Source organism: Streptomyces sp. iso_384 (genome assembly GCF_056172905.1).
This window is the reverse complement of record NZ_JBWBTT010000001.1, coordinates 2,902,444-2,924,470: the sequence shown is the minus strand read 5'-3', so window position 1 is coordinate 2,924,470 and position 22,027 is coordinate 2,902,444. Positions and strand designations below refer to the sequence as shown.

The 22,027-nt window shown below is 74.2% G+C and carries 18 protein-coding genes, 6 tRNA genes and 1 pseudogene; 10 read left to right on the top strand and 15 right to left on the bottom strand.

Annotation, left to right across the window (positions count from 1 at the left end; translation table 11 throughout):
• The first annotated feature begins 15 nt into the window (after nucleotides 1-15).
• Nucleotides 16-2,666 (top strand): annotated as a pseudogene (locus tag AC0VY3_RS12995) (SCO7613 C-terminal domain-containing membrane protein).
• A gap of 109 nt (nucleotides 2,667-2,775) precedes the next feature.
• Here AC0VY3_RS12995 and AC0VY3_RS12990 read toward each other — a convergent pair.
• A tRNA-Val gene (locus AC0VY3_RS12990) sits at nucleotides 2,776-2,847 on the bottom strand.
• A gap of 54 nt (nucleotides 2,848-2,901) precedes the next feature.
• A complete protein-coding gene (locus AC0VY3_RS12985; protein WP_475549643.1) occupies nucleotides 2,902-3,357 on the bottom strand; it encodes a TIGR02611 family protein in 456 nt (151 codons plus the stop codon).
• Between the two features lie 190 nt (nucleotides 3,358-3,547).
• Here AC0VY3_RS12985 and AC0VY3_RS12980 point away from each other — a divergent pair, with 190 nt between their 5' ends.
• Together AC0VY3_RS12980 and AC0VY3_RS12975 are read left to right on the top strand one after the other, a co-directional pair.
• A complete protein-coding gene (locus AC0VY3_RS12980) occupies nucleotides 3,548-3,961 on the top strand; it encodes an SsgA family sporulation/cell division regulator (RefSeq protein ID WP_003959770.1) in 414 nt (137 codons plus the stop codon).
• Nucleotides 3,962-4,232: 271 nt separating this feature from the next.
• A complete protein-coding gene (locus tag AC0VY3_RS12975) occupies nucleotides 4,233-4,817 on the top strand; it encodes a CGNR zinc finger domain-containing protein (protein ID WP_242737996.1) in 585 nt (194 codons plus the stop codon).
• Nucleotides 4,818-4,850: 33 nt separating this feature from the next.
• On the opposite strand, the gene AC0VY3_RS12970 is transcribed toward AC0VY3_RS12975, so the two are convergent.
• Together AC0VY3_RS12970 and AC0VY3_RS12965 are read right to left on the bottom strand one after the other, a co-directional pair.
• Nucleotides 4,851-5,006 carry a hypothetical protein gene (locus AC0VY3_RS12970; protein WP_170994538.1) on the bottom strand — a complete coding sequence of 52 codons (156 nt, stop codon included), beginning with the start codon at nucleotides 5,004-5,006 and terminating at the stop codon, nucleotides 4,851-4,853.
• A 169-nt stretch (nucleotides 5,007-5,175) separates the two neighbouring features.
• Nucleotides 5,176-5,655, bottom strand: coding sequence for a hypothetical protein (locus tag AC0VY3_RS12965; protein WP_242737994.1), 480 nt, complete (start codon nucleotides 5,653-5,655; stop codon nucleotides 5,176-5,178).
• Between the two features lie 167 nt (nucleotides 5,656-5,822).
• On the opposite strand from AC0VY3_RS12965, the gene AC0VY3_RS12960 reads away from it, so the two are divergent.
• Complete coding sequence (locus AC0VY3_RS12960) at nucleotides 5,823-6,338, top strand: DsbA family protein (protein WP_475549642.1); 516 nt, start codon at nucleotides 5,823-5,825, stop codon at nucleotides 6,336-6,338.
• A 57-nt stretch (nucleotides 6,339-6,395) separates the two neighbouring features.
• On the opposite strand, the gene AC0VY3_RS12955 is transcribed toward AC0VY3_RS12960, so the two are convergent.
• The 3 genes from AC0VY3_RS12955 to AC0VY3_RS12945 all read right to left on the bottom strand — a co-directional run bounded on the left by AC0VY3_RS12955 (nucleotide 6,396) and on the right by AC0VY3_RS12945 (nucleotide 9,185).
• Nucleotides 6,396-7,232 (bottom strand): GNAT family N-acetyltransferase, encoded by an 837-nt coding sequence (locus AC0VY3_RS12955; protein WP_242737992.1) that lies wholly within the window; start codon nucleotides 7,230-7,232, stop codon nucleotides 6,396-6,398.
• Between the two features lie 94 nt (nucleotides 7,233-7,326).
• Entirely contained in the window at nucleotides 7,327-8,148 is an 822-nt protein-coding gene (locus AC0VY3_RS12950) for an aminotransferase class IV (protein WP_475551666.1), read from the bottom strand.
• A complete protein-coding gene (locus AC0VY3_RS12945) occupies nucleotides 8,148-9,185 on the bottom strand; it encodes a chorismate-binding protein (RefSeq protein WP_475551665.1) in 1,038 nt (345 codons plus the stop codon). The genes AC0VY3_RS12950 and AC0VY3_RS12945 overlap by 1 nt, the downstream gene beginning before the upstream one ends.
• 175 nt (nucleotides 9,186-9,360) lie before the next feature.
• On the opposite strand from AC0VY3_RS12945, the gene AC0VY3_RS12940 reads away from it, so the two are divergent.
• The 5 genes from AC0VY3_RS12940 to AC0VY3_RS12920 all read left to right on the top strand — a co-directional run bounded on the left by AC0VY3_RS12940 (nucleotide 9,361) and on the right by AC0VY3_RS12920 (nucleotide 9,824).
• Nucleotides 9,361-9,433: transfer RNA gene (locus AC0VY3_RS12940), tRNA-Gly, on the top strand.
• 38 nt (nucleotides 9,434-9,471) lie between these two features.
• Nucleotides 9,472-9,545, top strand: a tRNA-Cys gene (locus tag AC0VY3_RS12935).
• A 1-nt stretch (nucleotide 9,546) separates the two neighbouring features.
• Nucleotides 9,547-9,618, top strand: a tRNA-Val gene (locus AC0VY3_RS12930).
• Between the two features lie 36 nt (nucleotides 9,619-9,654).
• A tRNA-Val gene (locus AC0VY3_RS12925) sits at nucleotides 9,655-9,726 on the top strand.
• A gap of 23 nt (nucleotides 9,727-9,749) precedes the next feature.
• A tRNA-Val gene (locus AC0VY3_RS12920) sits at nucleotides 9,750-9,824 on the top strand.
• 145 nt (nucleotides 9,825-9,969) lie between these two features.
• Here AC0VY3_RS12920 and AC0VY3_RS12915 read toward each other — a convergent pair.
• The 4 genes from AC0VY3_RS12915 to AC0VY3_RS12900 form a co-directional block, all read right to left on the bottom strand.
• Nucleotides 9,970-10,287 (bottom strand): TFIIB-type zinc ribbon-containing protein, encoded by a 318-nt coding sequence (locus AC0VY3_RS12915; RefSeq protein WP_030085879.1) that lies wholly within the window; start codon nucleotides 10,285-10,287, stop codon nucleotides 9,970-9,972.
• A gap of 65 nt (nucleotides 10,288-10,352) precedes the next feature.
• Nucleotides 10,353-11,360, bottom strand: a complete 1,008-nt coding sequence (locus tag AC0VY3_RS12910) for a phosphotransferase family protein (protein ID WP_475549641.1) — start codon at nucleotides 11,358-11,360, stop codon at nucleotides 10,353-10,355.
• Between the two features lie 443 nt (nucleotides 11,361-11,803).
• Nucleotides 11,804-12,010 carry a hypothetical protein gene (locus AC0VY3_RS12905; protein ID WP_103507020.1) on the bottom strand — a complete coding sequence of 69 codons (207 nt, stop codon included), beginning with the start codon at nucleotides 12,008-12,010 and terminating at the stop codon, nucleotides 11,804-11,806.
• A 307-nt stretch (nucleotides 12,011-12,317) separates the two neighbouring features.
• Nucleotides 12,318-12,443: a hypothetical protein gene (locus tag AC0VY3_RS12900; protein WP_475549640.1), complete on the bottom strand. Its 126-nt coding sequence runs from the start codon at nucleotides 12,441-12,443 to the stop codon at nucleotides 12,318-12,320.
• Between the two features lie 206 nt (nucleotides 12,444-12,649).
• On the opposite strand from AC0VY3_RS12900, the gene AC0VY3_RS12895 reads away from it, so the two are divergent.
• A complete protein-coding gene (locus AC0VY3_RS12895) occupies nucleotides 12,650-14,056 on the top strand; it encodes a serine/threonine-protein kinase (protein WP_475549639.1) in 1,407 nt (468 codons plus the stop codon).
• 102 nt (nucleotides 14,057-14,158) lie between these two features.
• On the opposite strand, the gene AC0VY3_RS12890 is transcribed toward AC0VY3_RS12895, so the two are convergent.
• From AC0VY3_RS12890 to cbiE, 4 genes are all read right to left on the bottom strand, one after another.
• Complete coding sequence (locus AC0VY3_RS12890; RefSeq protein WP_086780114.1) at nucleotides 14,159-14,977, bottom strand: TrmH family RNA methyltransferase; 819 nt, start codon at nucleotides 14,975-14,977, stop codon at nucleotides 14,159-14,161.
• Between the two features lie 78 nt (nucleotides 14,978-15,055).
• On the bottom strand, nucleotides 15,056-16,375 hold the full coding sequence (gene cobA, locus AC0VY3_RS12885; RefSeq protein ID WP_103507018.1) for a uroporphyrinogen-III C-methyltransferase: 1,320 nt from the start codon (nucleotides 16,373-16,375) through the stop codon (nucleotides 15,056-15,058).
• Between the two features lie 339 nt (nucleotides 16,376-16,714).
• Nucleotides 16,715-20,371: a nicotinate-nucleotide--dimethylbenzimidazole phosphoribosyltransferase gene (gene cobT / locus AC0VY3_RS12880; protein WP_475549638.1), complete on the bottom strand. Its 3,657-nt coding sequence runs from the start codon at nucleotides 20,369-20,371 to the stop codon at nucleotides 16,715-16,717.
• Nucleotides 20,372-20,704: 333 nt separating this feature from the next.
• Nucleotides 20,705-21,943, bottom strand: a complete 1,239-nt coding sequence (gene cbiE, locus AC0VY3_RS12875) for a precorrin-6y C5,15-methyltransferase (decarboxylating) subunit CbiE (protein WP_103507457.1) — start codon at nucleotides 21,941-21,943, stop codon at nucleotides 20,705-20,707.
• Between the last annotated feature and the right edge of the window lie 84 nt (nucleotides 21,944-22,027).

Below are 22,027 nucleotides of genomic sequence, written 5' to 3'. Positions count from 1 at the left end.
GTCACACTCCCGTACATGGAACATGTGCCCCCGCCCGCCGAGGAACTGGCCCGCCTCGACCGAGAACTGGCCGAGCTGGACGCCCGCCGGGCCCAGCTGCTGACCCGGCGCGCCTGGCTGCTCGCGGCGCTGCGGCCGCCCGCGCCGACGGCCGCACCGGGCTGGAACCCGTCGGCCTGGGGCGCGCCTCCCGGCGGCGGGCCGGGCGCTCCGGCCCAGCCGTGGGGCTACGTGCCGCCGAAGCGGCCGTCCGCGCCGCGCAGCGCCCAGAACGTCCTGCTGACCCTGGGCGGTCTGCTGCTGACAGTGGCGGCCGTCGCGTTCACGTTGGTGAGCTGGGGCTCGATGGGGATCGGCGGCCGGTCGGCCGTGCTGGCCGCGGTGACCCTGGGGGCGCTGGCCGCCCCGGCGGTGCTGCTGCGGCGGAATCTGGCCGCCACCGCCGAGGCTCTGGCTGCCCTGGCCCTGGTGCTGACGCTGCTGGACGTCTACGCGTTCCACACGGTGGCCGCGCCGGACACGGACGGGCTCGGTTTCACGGCCGTCGCCTCGGCGGTGCTCGCGGCGCTGTGGACGGCGTACGGGCTGGCGCTGGGCAAGCTGCGTCTGCCGCTGCCGGCGGCCGTGCTGCTGGCCCAGTGGCCACTGCTGTTCTGGGCGTGGGCCGCCGGTGCTCCGGCGCTGGTGGTCGGGTGGGCGCTGCTGGCCACGGCGGTGCTGGACGGGACGATCGCACTGCTGGGCAAGGGCGCCGGGGTGCGGATCACGGCCTGCGTCGGCGGATCGGTGATGGGCTTCTCCGCTCTGCTGGTGGGCCTGACGCTGTCCACGACGGCCTCCGGGCCGCTCGGCGCGGTGGCTCCGGGCGCGCTGCTGCTGACGGCAGCGGCGGCGGCGCTGGCCGGGGCCTGGCGAGCACCGAAGGGCTTCGCTCGCACGGGCGGCGTGGTGGCCGGGCTCGCGGCGGTGGCCGCGGTGGGTGGCGTACCGGCGCATGCGGTGCCGGACGGCTGGCAGGTGCTCGTGTACCTGCTGTGCGGCCTCGCGCTGACGGCGGTCGTACGTTCACGGCTGCCGGGGAACGCGACGCGCGGGGTGCTGGTGGCGTCGGGGGCGGTGCAGGCCGGGGCCCTGGTGTGGGCGCTGCCGCCGGTCGCGGCGGTGCTGCTGGGCCCGGTGACGCTGCTGCCGGACGTGTGGGCGGGCTCGCCGGAGGACTTCCGGTCCGCGCTGGGGTCGACGCTGCGGTGGCCGGAGCTGTCGGCGCCCCGGTGGTGCTCGCCCTGGTGGCCGGGCTGCTGGGGGCGGCGTACCGGTGGTGGCCGTCGCCGGCCCGGATCGCGGCGCCGCTGGGTGAGCCGGGGGCGGCGGGGGCTCGGACGCCGGATGCCGGGACGCCCGGCGCTGGGGCGGCGAGTGCGGGTGCGCCGGGGCCCGGGGCGGCGGCGCCCTGGCCCGGCTGGCCCGGCTGGTCCGGGGCCGGCGCAGGTGCCGGCTCCGGGGCCGGGGTGCGCAGGCCCTCCGGGGCGGCGCTGCGTGGGGCCGCCGGTGCGGGGGCGGTGGCTCTCGGCTGGGGAGCCCTGCTGCTGGCCGGGGCCGTGCTGAACGTGCCCTACGCGCTCGCGCTGGCCGGGGAGACGGTCCTGGTGGCCGGGCTGCTCGCGCTGGCGGTCCGGGGCGTCGGCAGCGGCCGGGGCGCGTCGGCGGTGCCGGTGACCGCGCTGGTGGGGGCGGTGGCCGGGGCGGCGAGCGTCGGGGTGCTGTCGCTGGCGTCCGAGGGTGCGTCCTACGCGGTGGTCGGCGCGCTGGCGGCGCTGTTCGCCGGGGCGGCGGTCCGGGCGGGGTCCGAGGTGCCGCGTGCGGTGTTCGCGGTGGCCTCGACGGTCGGGGCGACCGTGCTGACGGGGTTCGCGGGCCGGTCCCTGGGGCTCGCCCCGCACGAGACCGCACCGCTGGTGCTCGTGGTGCCCGCGCTGACCGTGCTGCTCGGGGCACGGCTGCGGCGGAACCCGGTGGCGTTGCCGGTGGAGCTGACGGGCGCGCTCGGTGCGCTGGTCGCCGTGGGGCTCGCGGTGCCGGACGCGCCGTTCCTGGCCCTGGTGCTGGCGCTGTGCGGGGTGCTGGCGGCGGGCGCGGCGGTACGGCCCGAGCGGCGGCCGGTGGCGGGCTGTCTGGCGGCGGCGCTGTTCGTGCTGGCCACCTGGGTGCGGCTGGCCGCCTCGGAGGTGTCGTTCCCGGAGGCGTACACGCTGCCGGTGACCGTGCCCGCGCTGGTGGTCGGGTTGCTGCGGCGGCGCAGGGACCCGGAGGCCTCCTCGTGGACGGCGTACGGACCGGGGCTCGCGGCGACGCTGCTGCCGAGCCTGGCGGTCGCCTGGACCGACACGGACTGGCTCCGGCCGCTGCTGCTCGGCGTGGCGGCGCTGGTGGTCACGCTGCTGGGCGCGCGCCACCGCCTCCAGGCACTCCTGATGCTCGGCGGGGCGGTGCTGGCGCTGGACGGGCTGCACGAGCTGGCGCCGTACGTGGTGCAGGTGGCCGGCGCGCTCCCCCGCTGGCTGCCGCCGGCCCTGGCCGGGCTGCTGTTGCTGGTGGTGGGCGCGACGTACGAGCAGCGGCTGCGCGACGCCCGCCGACTGAAGGACGCACTGGGGCGGATGCGCTGAGCCGTGCCGGTCCGGGGGCGCGCTGTTCGCGGCGGCTCCCGGACCGGCGGGAGCGGGCAACGCAGAGGGCCCGGGAGACGGATTCCGTCTCCCGGGCCCTCTGTCCGGGTGGGCGATACTGGGTTCGAACCAGTGACCTCTTCGGTGTGAACGAAGCGCTCTCCCACTGAGCTAATCGCCCGGGCGCACCGCAAACATTACCCCATGTCAGCGGTGCTCCTGGACCGTCCCCGGGCTACTCGCTGATCTTCCACGGCAAGGTGAGCCCGAACTTCCAGACGTAGATGCCGACCAGCACCGCCATGATCACGAGCCCCACCGTGGTGAGGATGATGTTGCGTCGCCGGACCTTGGGATCGAGGGCCCGCTGCGCCGCCTCGGTGACCTTGCGTTTGGTCCAGCGCAGCACCAGCTGGGCCCAGACGAACTCGGTCGCCCAGATCGCCATGCCGCCGAAGATCACCAGCCAGCCGGGGCCGGGCAGCACCAGCATGAGCACGCCCGCGATCACGACGCCGAGGCCGACGACGAAGACGCCGACCTGCCAGCTGAGGTGGAGCGCTCTGGATGCCTTGATGAAACCCGGCGCCCGCGAGCCCAGCTCACGTTCCGCCCGGTCCGATTCCCCCGTGCCGGATGCCGCGTCCGCCTGTTCGGCGACCTTGCTCCGCTCGTCACTCTCCGCGTTCATGAAGCTCAACTTACCTGACCCGTCCTCGTCACTGGAATGGACGCATAACTCAAAGTTACACGCCGCTGAGCGAGGGACCCGAAGCATCACAAATGGGTCAGAGGGGTTTACAACGCCACCGTAGGTGGCATGTCGATTTCGCCGACGTGCGAATCCCCGAGCGCACACTGAGCGAAAGGCCCTGGCGCTTATGAACACCACGGTCAGCTGCGAGCTGCACCTGCGCCTCGTTGTGTCGAGCGAGTCCTCACTGCCTGTACCCGCGGGCCTGCGGTATGACACGGCCGATCCCTATGCCGTGCACGCCACCTTCCACACCGGAGCGGAGGAGACGGTCGAATGGGTATTCGCCCGCGACCTCCTTGCCGAGGGGCTGCATCGGCCCACCGGCACCGGAGACGTCCGCGTCTGGCCATCTCGTAGTCACGGTCAAGGCGTCGTATGCATCGCCCTGAGCTCCCCAGAGGGGGAAGCCCTGCTCGAAGCTCCGGCGCGGGCCCTGGAGTCGTTCCTGAAGAGGACCGACGCCGCGGTTCCGCCCGGCACCGAGCATCGTCACTTCGATCTCGACACGGAGCTCTCCCACATCCTGGCCGAGAGCTGAGCCAGGCAGAGAGCCGCTCGACGCCGTCGACTCGGGGAGACGGCGTCGTGCCGACAACCGCATAGGGCAGACACCGGCGCCGTCGTCGCGGAATCCACCGCGACGACGGCGCCGCTGCGCGCCCGGAGAACCCCGCACCGGCCGGAAGGGTTGATTCCGCCCTCCTGCGGGCCGGCACAGGCCTCGCACCGGGCCCGGATCCGGCCGATCGAGCCAGTAGAGTCAGCCGCCATCGGCAGGCGCCCGCCCGCCGGAGGCCAGGGAGCGAAGCGTGCTGATCCCTCACGACACCCGGATCGCCCTCGACACGGTGGTCGATCTGGTGAACACCGCACCGGAGAGCGAGCCGCCGCCGGACGACCCCGCGGACGGACCCGTGGACGGTCTCGCCGATGTCGCCGCGCTGTACGCCTTCGCGGAGCGGCATCTCATCAGCGGGGTCGGCACGCTCGGCGAGAAGGACCTGGCCGCGGTGCGCGACGTACGGGCCCGTTTCGCCGAGGTCTTCGCATCGCCCGACCCCCGCACCGCCGCCGACCTGGTCAACCGGCTCGTCGCCGCGGCCGGGACCACCCCGCAGCTCACCGACCACGACGGCTACGACTGGCATGTGCACTACTTCGCCCCGGACGCCTCGATCGCCGACCACCTCGCGGCCGACTGCGGCATGGCGCTGGCCTTCATCATCGTGGCGGGCGAGCAGGAACGGCTGCGGCGCTGCGAGGCGCCGGACTGCGGGCACGCGTTCGTCGACCTGTCGCGCAACCGCTCCCGCCGCTACTGCTCCAGCCGTACGTGCGGAAACCGGCTCCATGTCGCGGCGTACCGGGCCCGGCGCAAGGAAGCCGCGGGCTGACGCCCGCGCCGCCCCGCACGGTGGCGCGGCCCGTCACAGCACGAAGAGATCGTGCAGGGCGGCCATCAGCAGCAGCACCCCGATCACCGTCAGGAAGATCATCAGGGGCGGCTGGGAGAGCGCGAAGAGACAGCCGCGGGGCTCTTCGGCGGGGGGTGCGGGGGCTTCGCCCCGGGAAGTGTCCACCATCTCAAAGTGATCATGACGCACCCGCGACCGGGTTGGCGATCAACCAGGGTCATTCCCCCGGGAGTTCACCGTCCCGTGGCCATCAATAATCGCTCCGGCGTACGGGTCGCCGTCAGACATTCGGACCGGCGGCCCGGGCGAGAACCCGGAGCCGGACGCCGCGCTTCTCTCAGATGCCGTGCTTCTTGAGGATCGCCTCGATGTCGCTGAAGTCGTCGCCGGGCGCGGCGGCCTCCTGCTTCTTCTTCGCCCTGGGCTGCGGCTGCGACTTCGCGGCGGCCGGTCCGGCCGTGGCGCCGGCGCCGGCGCCGAGCGAGGGAGCGGAGGCCGCCGGTGCGACCGCCTCGTTGCGCTCGGCGGCCCGCGCGGCCTTGCGTTCCGCGCGGGTGGTGCCGCTGCGGCGCTCGATGGCGCGGGTGGTCATGAACAGCAGCCAGGAGAGGCCCAGCACCCCGAATCCGAGCCAGACGCTCGGCTTGAAGGCGATCCCGGCGACCCACTCGACGACCCCGGTCAGCACGAGCCCGATCGGGACGAGGGAGTAGGCGGCGATCCGCGTCGCCGTGAGGAACCGCTTGCGGTACGCGGTCACCGCGGCGATGCCCAGGCCGGCCGCCGACACCGCGGAACAGATGGTCTCGGCAAGCATCAGGGCCTCCAGGCGCAGGGGATACGTCCCTTCCATCCTGCACCGACGACCGCCGCCGGGGCCACGGCGGCGGCTCACTTCAGGGACATTTCAGGGCCGGGCTCCTCCCCAGGGGGGTGTGCCGGTCCCGGTTGGGACGCGCCCGCCCGGCCTGGAAGACTGAGCACATGAGCGATTCCACCCCTGCGGCACCGGTCGTCCTCGACCTCTGGTGCGATCTCGAATGCCCCGACTGCCACCGCGCCCTCGACGATGTGCACGCCCTGCGCGCCCGGTACGGGGACCGTGTCGAGATCCGGCTGCGGCACTTCCCGCTGGAGAAGCACAAGCACGCCTACGCCGCCGCCCAGGCCGCCGAGGAGGCCACGGACCAGGGCAAGGGCTGGCCGTACGTCGAGGCACTCCTCGCCCGCACCGCCGACCTCGGCCGCGCGGGCGAGCCGCTGCTCCTGGACGTGGCACGCGAACTGGGCCTGGACGCCGAGGAGTTCGACACCGCACTGATCGACGGCCGGCATCTGCTGATCGTCGACGCCGACCACGCGGAGGCCAAGGCGATCGGCGTCACCGGCACCCCCACCTATGTGATCGGCGACCAGCGGCTGGACGGCGGCAAGAGCCAGGACGGGCTGCGCGAGCGGATCGAGGAGATCGTCGACCGGACCCTGGCCGCGCAGGGCTGACCGGGACCCGGCCGGGCGCAGGCGGGAACGGCCGGGCGCAGGCGGACCGGGAAGCCGCTACAGCGCCTTGGCCAGGTTGTACCGCGTCGTCGTATAGCCCAGCGACTCGTACAGCCGCAGGGCCGGGGTGTTGGAGGCGAAGACGTGCAGGCCGAGCCGGTCCGCGCCGCAGGCGCGGGTGATGTCCTCGGCGAGCAGCATCAGGGCCCGGCCGTACCCCCGGCCCCGGTGTTCCTCGCGGACCTCGACGTCGAAGACGAATCCGGCAGGGCCGCCCGGCGGCAGCTCCCGCAGCGCCACCCACACATGGCCGACGACCTCCCCCGCGTGCACCAGCACGTCGAAGCGCACGCCCTCGGTCGCCAGCCCGTCCGGCAGATGGGCCGCGTGGTCGGCCTCGGACTTGCGCCGGGCCTGCTCGGGCTCCACGCCGCGGTCGATCCAGTCCTGCGCGTACGCCAGCAGCGCCTCCTGCCGCCAGGCGGCGAACTCCTCCTCGCTCATCGCGCGCGAGGTGAGGCCACCGGGGAGCGGTGCGGTCTCCGGGCCGAGGGCCTTGACCATGTTGCGGCTGCGTTCGGTGTAGCCGAGGGCGGCCGCGAGGCGGCGGGCGGGGTCGTTGCCGGCGGGGACCTCCACCCGGACGCGGGTGCAGCCCCACCCGCGCAGCACCTCCTCGGCGGCGAGCGCGGCGATGGTGCCCCGGCCGCGTCTGCGCCGGGGCTCCTCCACGCTGAGGGGGCCCAGCACCCCGGCGGTCGCGCCGAACGCGTCGTCGGTGCTGATAGCGACGGTGCCGACCGGCCGCCCGTTGTCGCACACGTCGTACTGGCGGGCCCGCGCCCCGTCGGCGCCTTGCTGAAGCGGCCCGGACGGCCGGAGTGTCGTGGTCATCAAAGGTTTGTATCCCCTGCACGACACCCCGTCACGCGCTTTTCCGGGCCTCCGAGGGGCCGCCGGGTCTCCGAGTGGTTCGGTCTCGGGCCTGTTACGGGTCGAGGTCGTCGCCGGCCCGCTCGGCGAAGATCCGCATGGCCTTCGCCGTCACCGGTCCGGTCTCCGGGGTGAGCTCACGGTCGTCGACCCGGTACACCGCCTGGATGTCGCGGAGCGTCGAGGTCAGGAACACCTCGTCGGCCTCGGCGAGCACGTCCATCGGCAGGTCGGTCTCCTCGGCCCCGGTCCACTCCACGGCCAGTGCGCGGGTGATCCCGGCGAGACAGCCCGAGGCCACCGGCGGGGTGTGGATACGGCCGCCCAGGACGACGAACACATTGGAGCCGGTGCCTTCGCAGAGGCGGCCGACGGTGTTGGGGAACAGTGCCTCGGACGCGCCCCGTTCCCGCGCCCGGGCCAGGGCGACGACGTTCTCGGCGTACGAGGTGGTCTTCAGGCCCGCGAGCGCGCCGCGTTCGTTGCGCGTCCAGGGGACGGTGATCACCGCGGTGCTGTCCGGGCGGCGGTTCACCCCGTCGAGGGCGACGACGAGGCTCGTCCCGTGGTCGCCCCGGTCCGAGCCGAGCGGGGAGAGCCCACCGGTGTAGGTGATCCGCAGGCGTCCCAGGGCGACGGGGTTGGCCTCGACGACCGCGGCGACGGCGTGCCGGACCTCGTCGTGGTCCGGTTCGGGCAGGCCGAGGCCCCGGGCGGACCGGGTGAGGCGGTCGAGGTGCCGGGTCAGGGCGAAGGGACGCCCCTCGCTCGTACGCACCGTCTCGAAGATGCCGTCGCCCACGGTCAGCCCGTGGTCGAGCACCGAAAGCCGGGCGTCGTCGGCGTCCCGCAGTCCGCCGTTGACCCAGATCCTCATCATGCGGTCCTTCCTGTCTCCAGATGCGCACCCGACGCTACAGCGAGCAGCCGGGAGGCCTTGAGTTCGGTCTCGTCCCATTCGCGCTCGGGATCGGATCCCCAGGTGATCCCGGCGCCGGTCCCGAAACGCAGCAGCGGCGCGGGCCCGGCCCGGTCGATCCAGAACGTCCGTATGCCCACCGCGAGCGAGGCCGTGCCCCGGTCGGCGTCGACCCAGCCGACCGCACCGCAGTACGGTCCACGCGGGGCCGTCTCCAGCTCGGCGATGATCCGCAGCGCGCTGGACTTCGGCGCGCCGGTGACCGAACCGGGCGGGAAGGCCGCCGCGAACAGCTCGGGCCAGCTCGCGCCGTCGGCCAGCCTGCCCCGGACGGTGGAGACGAGGTGGACGAGACCGGGGTGCTTCTCCACCACGCAGAGATCGGGCACGCCGACGCTTCCGGTGGCACAGACCCGGCCCAGGTCGTTGCGGACGAGGTCCACGATCATCACGTTCTCGGCGTGGTCCTTCTCCAGCAGATCGTCCTCGGTCCGGCCGGTGCCCTTGATCGGCCCGGACTCCACGATCCGCCCGTCGCGCCGGAGGAAGAGCTCCGGGGAGGCGGTGGCGATCTCCACACCGTGGCCGGGCAGCCGGATCGTTCCCGCGTAGGGGGCGGGGTTGCCGCGGGCGAGCAGGGAGGTCAGGGCGTCGACGTCGGCCCCGGACCCGTCGCCGGGGAACGGCGCGGACAGCACCCGGCAGAGGTTGGCCTGGTAGACGTCGCCCGCCGCGATGTGTTCACGGATCCGCCGTACGCCCGCCGTATAGGCGTCACGGTCCAGTGAGGAGGTCCAGTCCCCGGCGGCGGGACCACGCCAGGCTCCTGGCACGGGAGGGGGCACCGCTTCCTTGTGCACGTCGGAGAAGCGGGCGCAGACGATGCGGCCTTCGAAGTCGGCGGATACCGCCCAGAAACCGGACGAGTCGAGTGCCGCGGGATCGTGGGTCACATCCTGCAGACCGGAGGCTATGAGGCCGTCGAAGCGGGCCATGGGGGCGAGATCGGACACGCGAATGAGTCTAGGACCGTGCGCGGTGACCTGCGTCGGGGCGAGGAGCGGGCCGGGGTCGCCGCAGCACGCTGCACAAACGCGTTTTTGTACTGGCCCAGGAATCCGCTAGAGTTCAACACGTCGCCGGGACGCGCAAGCGGAACGGGAAAGACAAGCGGACGTAGCTCAGTTGGTAGAGCGCAACCTTGCCAAGGTTGAGGTCGCCAGTTCGAACCTGGTCGTCCGCTCGCAGAAGGTGGGGGATTCTTCCCGAGCCCCCATCCCTGGTGGAGTGGCCGAGAGGCGAGGCAACGGCCTGCAAAGCCGTCTACACGGGTTCAAATCCCGTCTCCACCTCCAAGGACGATTAGCTCAGCGGGAGAGCGCTTCCCTGACACGGAAGAGGTCACTGGTTCAATCCCAGTATCGTCCACTGATCCGCAAGGATCATCGGTCCGCAAGGATCCCCGCGCGATTAGCTCAGCGGGAGAGCGCTTCCCTGACACGGAAGAGGTCACTGGTTCAATCCCAGTATCGCGCACGCAGTACACGCAGGTTCGCCCTGCGCGATTAGCTCAGCGGGAGAGCGCTTCCCTGACACGGAAGAGGTCACTGGTTCAATCCCAGTATCGCGCACCACCGAGAACCCCCGGTCGTCTCCACGACCGGGGGTTCTTTCGTCGTCGTACGGTCCGCGCCGCTCGCCCGGCCCGTGCGCTCCGCGGCAGGAGGCCCGGCGGCTGCCGGATCGCGGAGCGGACGGACCGGGAGTGATCAGGAACGATCAGGACGAGAAGAGCATCCGGCCGAAGCCCTTCTGGCGGCGGTGGCCGTAGTGCCCGCCGTGCTGCGGCGCACCCCAGGCGGGGGCGTGGGAGGCGGGAGCGGCCGGGTACGCCTGCGGGGCGGGAGGGGCCGGGTAGCCGCCGGGGGCGGGGGGCGCGGGCGGAGCCTGCTGGGACCACTGGGACTCCAGGCGGGTCAGCGACTCCAGCTCGCCGTAGTCGAGGAATATCCCCCGGCAGCCGCTGCACTGCTCGATCTGGACGCCGTTGCGGTTGTACGTGTTCATCTGCGCGTGACACTTCGGACACTGCATCATCGACTCGGCTCCTCGCCCTCGTTGTGCCGTCGCCGGAATGTCTGCCCGGCCACGGTCCGTTCACCCTACGACGCGTGGTCGGTGGTCAACTCGGGCGGCAACGTAGCGATTCGGGCACAGGATTCGATCATCAACTGCTCGGGTTCGTCCGGATCGCGCTTCTCCGCGGCGCACTTGGCCAGGGCGAGCGCCGCCGTCTGCACCGTCAGCGCGCGGGCCGGTACGTCCAGTTCACGCCAGGGGTCCCCGTCGGCGGGGACCGCGGGTCCGCCGGCGGAGCGATAGGCGTCCAGGAAGGCGGACCAGTCCTCGGGGTCCAGAAGTCCGGCCGCGTACCAGGCGGCGGGCCGGGCGAGGTCCCACGCCGGATCGCCCGCCCCCGCGTCGTCCACATCGATGAGCAGCCAGGGCCCGTCCGGCGCGGGATGGCGGACGAGCTGGCCGAGGTGCAGGTCCCCGTGGCACAGGTGGCCGGCCCTCGGTGCGGGCGGCGGCCCCTCGCCCCGGGCCCAGGCGGGCAGGGCGCGCCAGCAGGCCAGCACGGGCAGGACGGCCGGATCACCGGGGCGGGCGGCACGCATCCGGGCGACGGCCCGCGCCGCCTTGGCCGGCCCGCGCATCGGCGGGAGCCGGAACGGGGGCTGCGTCCGGTGGAGCCGGGCGAGCAGCACGGCGGCCTCGGCCCAGGGCGCCGCTTCGGGGTCGGTGGGGTCGACGGGCGCGCCGAACGGCCAGACCGTGACCGGGCGAGGGGCGGGTGCGGGCGGCTCGGGGAGCCCTGGCCGTCGGGAGGTGCCGGAGGGCTCCGGGTGCTCGGGGGCGGTGAGCGGCGCCAGCAGGATTCCGGTCAGCTGCGGGGCGGCGGCCAGGGCGATCCGGGCCGCCAGCGCCTCCCGGTCGGTGTCGGCGGCATGGGCCTTCGCGACGATCGCGCCGCTGCGGACCACGGTGCCGTCGGGCCGGTCCGCGAGAACCTGCGGCGGCTCGCACACGCAACGCGTCCCGGCCGAGTGGGAGAGGCGGTGCGCGAGGGCGCCCAGGTCATGGACGACTGAGGTCTGCGTGGCGGTCAACGGCTCCCCTGGCGGCGGTCGGCCCGGCCGTGGCACCGGTCCCGCCGTGAGCGTAACGCGGCAGCCGGGGCGGCCGGCCCGGCCGGGGCCCGTGCGGCCCGTGCGGCTGGTGTCGGGGCCGGGTCCGGAGCGGTGGTGGGTCAGAGCCAGGGCCGGGTCGGGGCCGGGGCCAAGTCGGAACCGGGGCCAGGGCGAGGGCCAGGCCGGAAGCGGGCCTGGGTCGGGCCTGGCCCTCGCCCGGAACCGGGCCCGGGCCGGGCCCGAAAGCCCGGGGCGGGGCTGTGCGTGGCCTGGTGGGCGAAGTGCAGGGGTCCGGAAAGCGCGATGCCCGGTCAGCTCCCCAGCTGACCGGACAAACGCTGCCGTCCGCCGCACCCCCGTCCCCACGGGGCTGTTGGCCGGATGTGCGGGTCCGGACCGCTCTTCCGGACCCCGGGCGCCGCTCAGCGCCCCAGCATCACCGCCACGGACGACGCCTGTGTGACCACCGCCTCCCAGCCGCCGAAGACGACCACGAGCAGGGCCGCCAGGGGAAGGACCATCGCCGTCGCCACCAAGGGGTGACGGGTGCCGGACGAGCGGCCGCCGAACGCGGCGTACGCCTTGCGTCCCTGCATACGGACCATCGTCCGCGTCGCCGTGTCCGACATGGTTCCTCTCCTGACCTGATGAGGGGCGGCGGGCGTGTGACCTCGGGGGACGAGTGCTGCGCCCGCCGCTTGATCTCAACATTAGGTAAGCGGCGGCAACAGGGCGTCATGCCCGCGTACCGAATCCCGGGCCTCCCGGAGGATGAGCCGTCGTCGATCGGCGTACTCCCCTGGGTGGAGACGGACCACCGCAGGTTGGGGTCATCCCGGAGGGGACATCGGGACCTGGCCGGATGACTGCCCGCCGCCTGTCCTGATCCAGTCCCTTCCCGTCCGCCGGCCTCGCGACAGCGCCCGCCGGGTGACTTCACTCACGCCTCCGCGCCCCGGCGGGCGCCCGCCGGGGCGCGGGGGTCGCCCGGGACACCACCACCCCGTACGCCGGGGCGGCGGTCGCGGCCTGCGTGACGACCGCGTCCCGGCGTTCCCGCACCGATCCAATCCCCCCTGCCCGACTGCCCCTTGAGCAGGCGGGTCGGCCGAGGGGCCCGGATCCGCCGCGTCCTGACCCCTCTTCACCTCTCCCGTACGGCACGGACAATCGAATCTCCGGCGAGGGCGCGGCCTCTGAGCGCGCCGGGCGCGGGGTACGTAAGCTGTGCCTCGTCAGGCGGACCAGGCAGCGGGGATGGGCAGACGATGGCGATGATGCGGCTCCGGCGCGAGGACCCGCGTCTCGTCGGCTCGTTCCGGCTGCACCGGCGGCTCGGCGCGGGCGGCATGGGCGTCGTCTACCTCGGCTCCGACCGGCGCGGCCAGCGCGTCGCGCTCAAGGTGATCCGGCCCGACCTCGCGGAGGATCAGGAGTTCCGTTCGCGGTTCGCGCGCGAGGTGTCGGCGGCCCGGCGGATCCGCGGCGGCTGCACGGCCCGGCTGGTGGCCGCCGATCTGGAGGCGGACCGTCCGTGGTTCGCGACGCAGTACGTGCCCGGCCCCTCGCTGCACGACAAGGTCGCCGAGGAGGGCCCCCTGGCCGCCGCCGAGGTCGCCTCGATCGGGGCGGCGCTCTCCGAGGGTCTGGTGGCGGTGCACGAGGCGGGGGTGGTCCACCGGGATCTGAAGCCGTCGAACATCCTCCTCTCCCCCAAGGGCCCCCGCATCATCGACTTCGGTATCGCCTGGGCGACCGGGGCGAGCACGCTCACCCATGTCGGCACGGCGGTGGGGTCGCCCGGCTTCCTCGCGCCCGAGCAGGTGCGGGGCGCGGCCGTGACGCCCGCGACGGACGTCTTCTCGCTCGGCGCGACACTGGCGTACGCGGCGATGGCCGACTCCCCCTTCGGGCACGGCAGTTCCGAGGTGATGCTGTACCGCGTCGTGCACGAGGAGGCACAGCTTCGCGGAGTGCACGACGCGTTGGCCCCGCTGATCAGCGCCTGTCTGGCGAAGGATCCGGAGGAGCGGCCCAGCACGCTGCAACTGTCCATGCGGCTCAAGGAGATCGCGGCGCGCGAGGCGCAGGGCCTGCACGAGAGCCGGCCGCCCGTCCAGCGCTCCGCCCAGGACGCCGACCGGCCGACCGGGCGGATGGCCGATCCCTACGCCGAGCAGCACACCCGCCGCGCGGAAGGCCCGTCCGCCTCCCGCCCCCAGCCGGGCAGGCGCGGCGCGCCCGCGCGTTCGGGGCCGCCGCGCACCGGTGGCTCGCGCCCGCAGCAGGCGTCGCGCAACACGACGCGTTCGGGTGGGAAGGCCGGGAAGCGGCAGGGGGCTCCGGCCGGGACGAACGGGCGGCCCGGGACCCGTTCCGGGGGTCGCACGACATCGGCGGGACGGCGTCCGGCCAATCCGCGGCTGCTGCGGCAGCGGCTGGTGGTGTTCGTCGTGGTGACGCTGCTGGTGGCGCTGGGCATCGCGGCGGCGCAGGGCTGCCAGGGGCCGGCGCGAGGTCTGGGCGGGAGCGAGCAGCGGGAGCGGGCGCCGCGGGCACTGGTCACGCAGGGCGTGGAGGAAGTGCGGGCCGCGGAGACCGTGCCAGGCGTTCAGGACGCGCAAGGCGTTCAGGACGTTCGGACCGCACCGGCCTCGCGGGACGCGCAGGCTTAGCGGCCGCTCTGCAGGTCGCGCAGGCTCAGCGGCCGGCGCAGAGGGCGACGTGGTCGTTCTGACGCCGGGCCTCCGGGCAGGGTGGGCAGGGGCTGTTCGTGCTCAGTTCTCCGGGCGGCCCGTGGCCACCGCGTAGAAGGCGACCGCCGCCGCCGCGCCCACGTTCAGTGAGTCGACGCCGTGCGCCATCGGGATGCGGACCCATTCGTCGGCGGCCATCAGCGCTCGTGTGGACAGCCCGTCGCCCTCCGCGCCGAGCATCAGCGCCACCCGCTCCAACCGGTGCGGGGCCGCCTCGTCGATGCTGGTGGCCTTGGCGTCCGGGGTGAGGGCGAGGAGCCGGAAACCGGCCTCCCGTACCGTTTCCAGTGACTTCGGCCAGGCCTCGAGCCGGGCGTAGGGAACGGAGAAGACCGCGCCCATGGAGACCTTGACCGAGCGCCGGTAGAGCGGGTCGGCGCAGTCCGGGGAGAGCAGGACGGCGTCCATGCCGAGCGCGGCCGCGCTGCGGAAGATGGCGCCGATGTTGGTGTGGTCGTTCACCGACTCCATGACCACCACCCGGCGTGCGGTGGCGAGCAGTTCGTCGGCGGCCGGCAGCGGCTTGCGCTGCATGGAGGCGAGCGCTCCGCGGTGGACGTGGTAGCCGGTGACGCGTTCGGCGAGCTCGGGGGCGACGGCGTACACCGGGGCCGGGACCTCGTCGATGACGTCGCGCATGACGTCGACCCACTTGGCGGAGAGCAGCATGGACCGCATCTCGTACCCGGTCTGCCGGGCGCGTCGGATCACCTTCTCGCCCTCGGCGATGAAGAGGCCCTCGGCGGGTTCCCGTCGTCGTCGCAGCTCGACGTCGGTCAGACCGATGTAGTCGCTCAGCCGCGGGTCGTCGGGGTCGTCGACGGTGATGATGTCTGCCACAGGGTGATACTGCCTTGTCCGGTGTGTGGTGCCAACGCCTGGGATCGAGATACGTAACCGCGGGTTACTCCACCGCGGTCACTCGGCCTGATCCGGGGCGGTCCTCGGCGCGGAGTCCGGGCCGACCGCGACGACCTCGCCGATCACGATCACCGCGGGCGGGCGCACCTCTTCGGCGGCCGCGCGCTCGCCGACGTCCGCGAGGGTCGCGTCGACCCGGCGCTGGGCGGCGGTGGTGCCCTCCTGGACGAGGGCGACCGGAGTGGCGGGGTCCTTGCCGTGGGCGATCAGGGCGGCGGCGATGGCGCCGATCTTGTCGACGGCCATCAGCAGGACGAGGGTGCCGCGCAGCCGGGCGATGGCCTCCCAGTCGACCAGCGAGCGCGGGTCCTCGGGGGCGACATGGCCGCTGACCACGGTGAACTCATGGGCCACCCCGCGGTGGGTGACCGGGATGCCGGCCGCTCCGGGCACGGAGATGGTGCTGGAGATACCGGGGACGACCGTGCAGGGGATGCCCTCGGCGGCCAGCGCCTGGGCCTCCTCCATGCCCCGGCCGAAGACGAACGGGTCGCCGCCCTTGAGCCGGACCACGGACTTGCCCGCCTTGGCGTGCTCGATGAGCGCCTGGTTGATCGCCTCCTGGGCCATGAACCGCCCGTACGGGATCTTCGCGGCGTCTATCACCTCGACGTGCGGCGGGAGTTCGTCGAGCAGGTCGCGGGGGCCGAGGCGGTCGGCGATGACCACGTCGGCCTCGGCGAGGAGGCGGCGGCCGCGCACGGTGATCAGGTCCGGGTCGCCGGGGCCGCCGCCGACGAGGGCGACGCCGGGGGTACGGGTGCGGTGGTGCGGGGCGGCGAGGGTGCCGTCGCGCAGGCCTTCGACGATGGCGTCGCGGATGGCGGCGGAGTGCCGGGGGTCGCGGCCCTGGGAGGTGGTGGTGAGGACGGCGACGGTCACGTTCTCGCTGCGGCCGGTGGCCGGGGTCCAGGCGGTGGCGGCCTCGGCGTCGTCGGACCGGACGCACCAGGTGCGGGTGCGCTCGGCCTCGGCGGAAGCGGCGTCGTTGGCCGAGGTGTCGGAGGAGGCGATCAGGGCGTACCAGGTGTCGGCGAGGTCGCCGTCCTGGTAGCGGCGGCGCTCCCAGCGGATCTCCCCGGCGTCCGCCATGGCCTCGACGGAGGGCGTCGCGGAGGGGGAGATCAGGGTGATGACGGCACCGGTGGCGATGAGCTGCGGCAGCCTGCGCTGGGCGACCTGGCCGCCGCCGACGACCACGACGCGGCGGCCGTGCAGGCGCAGGCCTACGGGGTACGCGGGGTGGTCGGCGTGGTCGGTGCGACCCGCGCGGTCTGCGTGACCTGAGCGGTCGGCGTGGTCTGCGGGCTCGGCCATGGCGGTACGGCTCCTCGTGCGGTGCTGCGTTGCGTGCCGCTGCGGCGGTGGAGCGGCTGTGACGTGCGGAAAGTGGGGTCCGGGTGGAGGACACCATACGGGGTGGGGGTGGGTGGGGGCCTGGGGCGGGGCGGAATCGGGGGCGCCTGCGGCGGGCCTTCTCCCCTGCCCCGCCCCTTCCCGGAACCGGGGCGCTGCCTCGGGCCCCCCTTGTCCTCGAGCGCCGGACGGGCTGGGCTTCGGGGCTCAGCCCCGGACCCCGCTCCTCAAACGCCGGAAGGGCTGGAAGGAGGACGCCGGACCGGCCGGGGCTCAGCGCCGGACCGGCCGGTGTGTGTTCTACTTTTCCGTTACCCCTGCCGAGTCGAACGTCGCCACCTCGTGCATCGCGCGCGCCGCGCTCTGCACGATCGGAAGCGCCAGCAGCGCGCCGGTGCCCTCGCCCAGGCGGAGGTCGAGGTCGACCAGCGGGCGCAGGCCCAGCTTGTTCAGTGCGGCGACGTGGCCGGGCTCCGCGCTGCGGTGGCCGGCGATGCAGGCAGCCAGGGCCTCGGGGGCGATGGCCCGGGCGACCAGAGCCGCCGCGCCCGCGCTCACGCCGTCCAGGATCACCGGCGTACGCAGGGAGGCTCCGCCGAGGAGGAAGCCGGCCATCGCCGCGTGCTCCAGACCGCCGACCGCCGCGAGCACGCCGATCGGGTCGGACGCGTCCGGCTGGTGGAGGTCGAGCGCACGGCGTACGACGTCGACCTTGCGGGCGTGCATCTCGTCGTTGATACCGGTCCCCCGGCCGGTCACCTCGGAGGCGTCGATCCCTGTGTACACGCAGATCAGCGCGGCGGACGCGGTGGTGTTGGCGATACCCATCTCGCCGGTGAGCAGGGCCTTGTTGCCCGCCGCCACCAGGTCGCGGGCGGTCTCGATGCCGACCTCGATCGCGGCCAGGACCTCCTCGCGGGTGAGCGCGGGGCCCGTCGTGAAGTCCGCCGTACCCGGGCGCACCTTGCGGGGCAGCAGGCCGGGCGTCGCGGGCAGGTCCGTGGCGACGCCGACGTCCACGACGCAGACCTCCGCGCCCACCTGGGCCGCGAACGCGTTGCAGACGGCTCCGCCGCCCAGGAAGTTCGCCACCATCTGGGCGGTGACCTCCTGCGGCCAGGCGGTGACGCCCTGGGCGTGCACCCCGTGGTCACCGGCGAAGATCGCGACGGCCGCGGGCTCCGGGATCGGCGGCGGGCACATCCGGGAGAGCCCGGACAGCTGGGCCGAGATGATCTCCAGCATGCCGAGCGCCCCGGCGGGCTTCGTCATCCGCTTCTGGCGTTCCCACGCCTCGCCCAGCGCCTTCGCGTCCAGCGGGCGGATCGCGGAGATCGTCTCCTGGAGCAGATCGTGCGGCTCGGCGCCGGGCAGCGCGCGACGGCCGTACGTCTCCTCGTGGACGACCCAGGACAGCGGGCGGCGCTTGGACCAGCCCGCCTGCATCAGCTCGGGCTCCTCGGGGAACTCGTCGACGTAACCGACACAGAGGTAGGCCACGACCTCCAGGTGCTCGGGCAGGCCCAGCGCCCGGACCATCTCCCGCTCGTCGAAGAAGCTGACCCAGCCGACGCCGAGGCCCTCGGCGCGGGCCGCCAGCCACAGGTTCTCCACGGCCAGGGCCGAGGAGTAGGGGGCCATCTGCGGCTGCGTGTGGCGGCCCAGGGTGTGCCGGCCGCCGCGGGTCGGATCGGCGGTCACGACGATGTTGACCGGGGTGTCGAGAATGGCCTCGATCTTCAGTTCCTTGAACTGCTTCGCCCGGCCCTTGGGCAGCGACTTGGCGTAGGCGTCGCGCTGGCTCTGGGCCAGTTCGTGCATGGAGCGGCGCGTCTCCGCGGAGCGGATCACGACGAAGTCCCACGGCTGCGAGTGGCCGACGCTCGGCGCGGTGTGCGCCGCCTCCAGCACCCGGAGCAGCACCTCGTGCGGAATCGGGTCGCTGCGGAAGCCGTTGCGGATGTCCCGGCGCTCGCGCATGACCCGGAGCACCGCTTCGCGTTCCGCGTCGTCGTATCCGGGGGCGGGCGGGGAGGATGCCTCGGCGAGCTCCTCGGGCTGCTGTGCCGGCGCGGCCTGCGGCTGCTGCGGCGAGTCGGCGCTGCCCGCCGTCCCGGTGTTCTGCGGTGCGTCGGCCTGCTGCTGCGGTGCCTCGGCCTGCGGATGCGGGGAGGTGACCGCTGTCTGCGGGGCGGTGGCCGGTGTCTGCTCAGCGGGCTCCAGCGGCTCCGGAAGCTCCGGCGTCTCGATGACCTCGGGGCCGGTGCCGTCCTCGGCGTCGGGCGCGGCCACCTGAGCGGCTGCTGTTTCGTTCGCCGCTTCGTCTGCCGCTTCGTCTGCCGTTTCTGCCGTCGTCGCCTCTGCGGGCTCCGGAGCCGTGGCGGCTTCCTGCTCCGCTACGGGGAGCTGCTCGACGGGCTCTGCGGGCAGTTCCGTGACCGGCTGTGGCTGTACGGGCTCGGGGGCGAGCGGCGCGGCCACCGGCTCCGGAGCCGCGACGGGCTCGGGGTTCTCGGTCACTGCCGTGGGTGCCGGGACCGGCTCGGCCTGCAGCTCCTGCTCGGGCTGCGCCACCGGCTCGGCGACCGGCTGTTCCGGTGCCGGGGCCTGGGGTTCGGGGACTGCGGCGTGCACCGGGGCGGCCTGCGCCTCGGCCTCCGGGGCCACCGGCGCCGGTGCCTCGGGGGCGGGCGTCACCTCGTCGGCCAGGGGCTGGACAGGAGCCTCGACCGGGGTCTCCGGCCGGGCCGCCTCGGGCTCCGGGACGACGACCGGACCGGCGGGGGGCAGCTCCACGGCAGCCGGCTCGGGAACGACCGTTTCTGCCGGGACGGCCTGCGGGGCAGGCTCGGACTGCGCGGCCTGCTCAGGCTGCGGGACCGGCTCGGGCTGCGCCACGGCGGCGACCTGCACGGGCTGCTGGTTCAGCTGCTCCGGCTGATCCAGGTGCTCCGCGTGGTTCGACTGCTCCGGCTGGATCGGCTGCTCCGGCTGGTCGGCCGGGACCGCCGGGGCGGACACCGTGACCGGCTCGGCCGCCTGCACCGGCGGAACCACCTCAACCGGCTGCTCCGCCTCGGCCACCGGCAGCTCCGCCTCGGCCACCGGCTGCGCGGCCTCCGCCACCGCGGCCTCCGCCACCGCGGCCTCCGCCACCGCGGCCTCCGCGGCCGCCTCATGCTCCACCACCGGCTGCGCGGTCTCGACAGGCTGCTCCGGCTGCTCCACCGCCTCGGCGGGCAGGGGTACCGGCTCCGGCTGTGCCTGCTGCGGCTGCGCGCCCCACGGGGCGCCGGCCTGCGGCGGGATCTCGCCCAGCTGCGGGCCCGGCAGGGTCGAGGGGTCCTCGGCCGGGACGTCGAAGTACTCGGGGCCCGTCGTCGGCGGGCCCGCGTGGCGGGCGGGGGCGGTCCTGGTGGCTCCGGCGGGGCCGCGGTCGGCCAGCGAGCGCACGACGCCGCCCTGCGTACCGCCGCCGTACGACGGGGGGTCGGCGGCGGCCGGGCCCCGGTGCAGGGGGCGGCGGGCGGGGGCGGCGGCCGCGTGCGCGCCGACCGGTGCCGGTGCGGGCGCCGGAATGCGTACGCCGTTGAGGTCCACGGAACCGGAGTCGCGACCACCGGACTCATGGGTGCCGTGCGGCTCGGCGGGGGCGGGCGCGGGGGCGGCCTGCGCCGGGAACTGCGGCTGGGGCTGCTGTGCACCGTGCTCGGGCCCGGAGGGCTGTGCCGCCACCGCGGTCGGCGCGGCGGGCTGGCCCTGTGCGGGGGCCGGGGCGGCCTGCGGGTCGCTCCAGGCGCCCTGGGAGGTCGGCATCAGGAGAAGGTCGTCGTCCTCGGTGGTGTGCTCGGAGGGGTCGAGGAAGGTGTACGCGTCCGGGGCGGGGATGCCCGGCTGCTCCACCATGCCTGCGTTCTCCGGCAGTCCCTCGCCCGGGATCTGGCCGGTGTCAGTCATGCGTACCCCTCGCCCATCGTCAGTGCTCCTTCGGCCCTTCGCCCGGGACGCCGAACCACGGCACGCCGGTGCTCGTCATCAAGAACGAGCGGGCTCGCCGCGCGGTACGAGACGCCCGCGGGTCTTCCTATTCTCGCGGCCGTTCGCCGCCGCGACAGGCAGTTATGCCACGGCTCACTGTGGACTGCGCCACGTTGCGCGTCCCCCGGGTGGTGCCGTACCACAGTGCGGACCAAAACGGTCCACTTTTCCGGACATTGACGAACGAAGCGACGAACGGCCGGGCGCGGTACAACAATCGGCCAGCCTACCTCGCGTACCGGGCCGAACGGGTCAGGGGGCGAGGTCCGAACGCCGCGCGGACAGCAGGAACACGACCGACCTTTCGCGCTCGGTCCAGACGGTGGTGTCCAGGTCGACGGACTGGAGCAGGGAGCACTCGACCGTGTAGCCGTTGCCGGTGAGGGCCCCGCCGAGGGCCTCGGCCTCGTCCCGGGTCGAGGCGTGGGTGACGATGCGTTCGGGGCGGCGGTCGGCGACCGCGGTGGCCACCGGCACTCCCCCGCCGCCGATCCGTACGACGTCCGGTTCGGGCAGCCGTTCCAGGACGTGCGGGGCCTGGCCGCGGACGACCTGGACGGGGACGCCGAAGGCGCGGGCGGCGGCCTCGGTGCGGGCGCAGGCCGCCGGGTCGGCGTCCACGGCGAGGACTGCCGCGCCGAAGCGGGCCGCCTCGACGGCCAGGGCGCCGCTGCCGGAGCCGATGTCCCAGAGCAGGTCGCCGGTGCGGGGGCCCAGGCGGGCGAGCTGGGCGGCGCGCAGGCCGGGGAACTCGCCCTCGCCGGACTCCTGCATCCGCTCGGCCCCGGCGGCCCGGTAGGCCTCGGCGGGCAGGGCCCAGCCCCGTATGCCCTGGGGGTAGGCGGGCAGACGGCCGGCGATCCAGGCGCCGGCGGTGGTGGTCTCGGGGCCGCTGCCGATGACGATGACGACGTTGGGGTCACGCCAGGCGTGGTCGGCGGCCTTGTCGGAGGTGAGGACGGTGACGCGCTCGCGGTCGGTGCCGAGCTCCTCGCAGATCACGAAGGTGCGGTGCACGCCGTCGAGAAGGAGGGCCAGTTCGGCGGGTCCGGCGCCCGGTGAGGTGAGGACGGCGACCTTGTGGTGGGCCCGGCAGACGTTGACCGCGCGGCGCAGGGTGCGGGGGTGGGCGACGACGATCTGGGCGTCGTCCCAGGGCATGCCGGCCCGGGCGAAGGCGGTGGCCACGGAGGAGACGGCGGGGACGACCTCGACCTCCAGACCGTGTTCACGGGCGCGCAGGGTGCGGACGACGCCGAAGAAGCCGGGGTCGCCGTCGGCGAGGACCACGGCGCTGCCGCGGTGTCCGGCGATCCTGCGGGCGGCCAGGTCGACGCTGCCGAGGCGGATGCGTTCGGCGTTCGGGGGCACTTCCGGCAGGGCGAGGTGGTGGGCGGCGCCGGCGACGAGCGTGGCGGCCGAGAGCGCGGCCGTGGCCGCTCTGGTCAGTGGCGAGCCGTCCCAGCCGATCACCGTGACCCGGTCGGCCATCGTCGTCTGTCTCCTGGGGTGTCGGAGGGTGCGGGGTGCGCGCGTGCGGGGCGTTGCCCGTGCGTGCCGGGCAGGGGTGAGGGT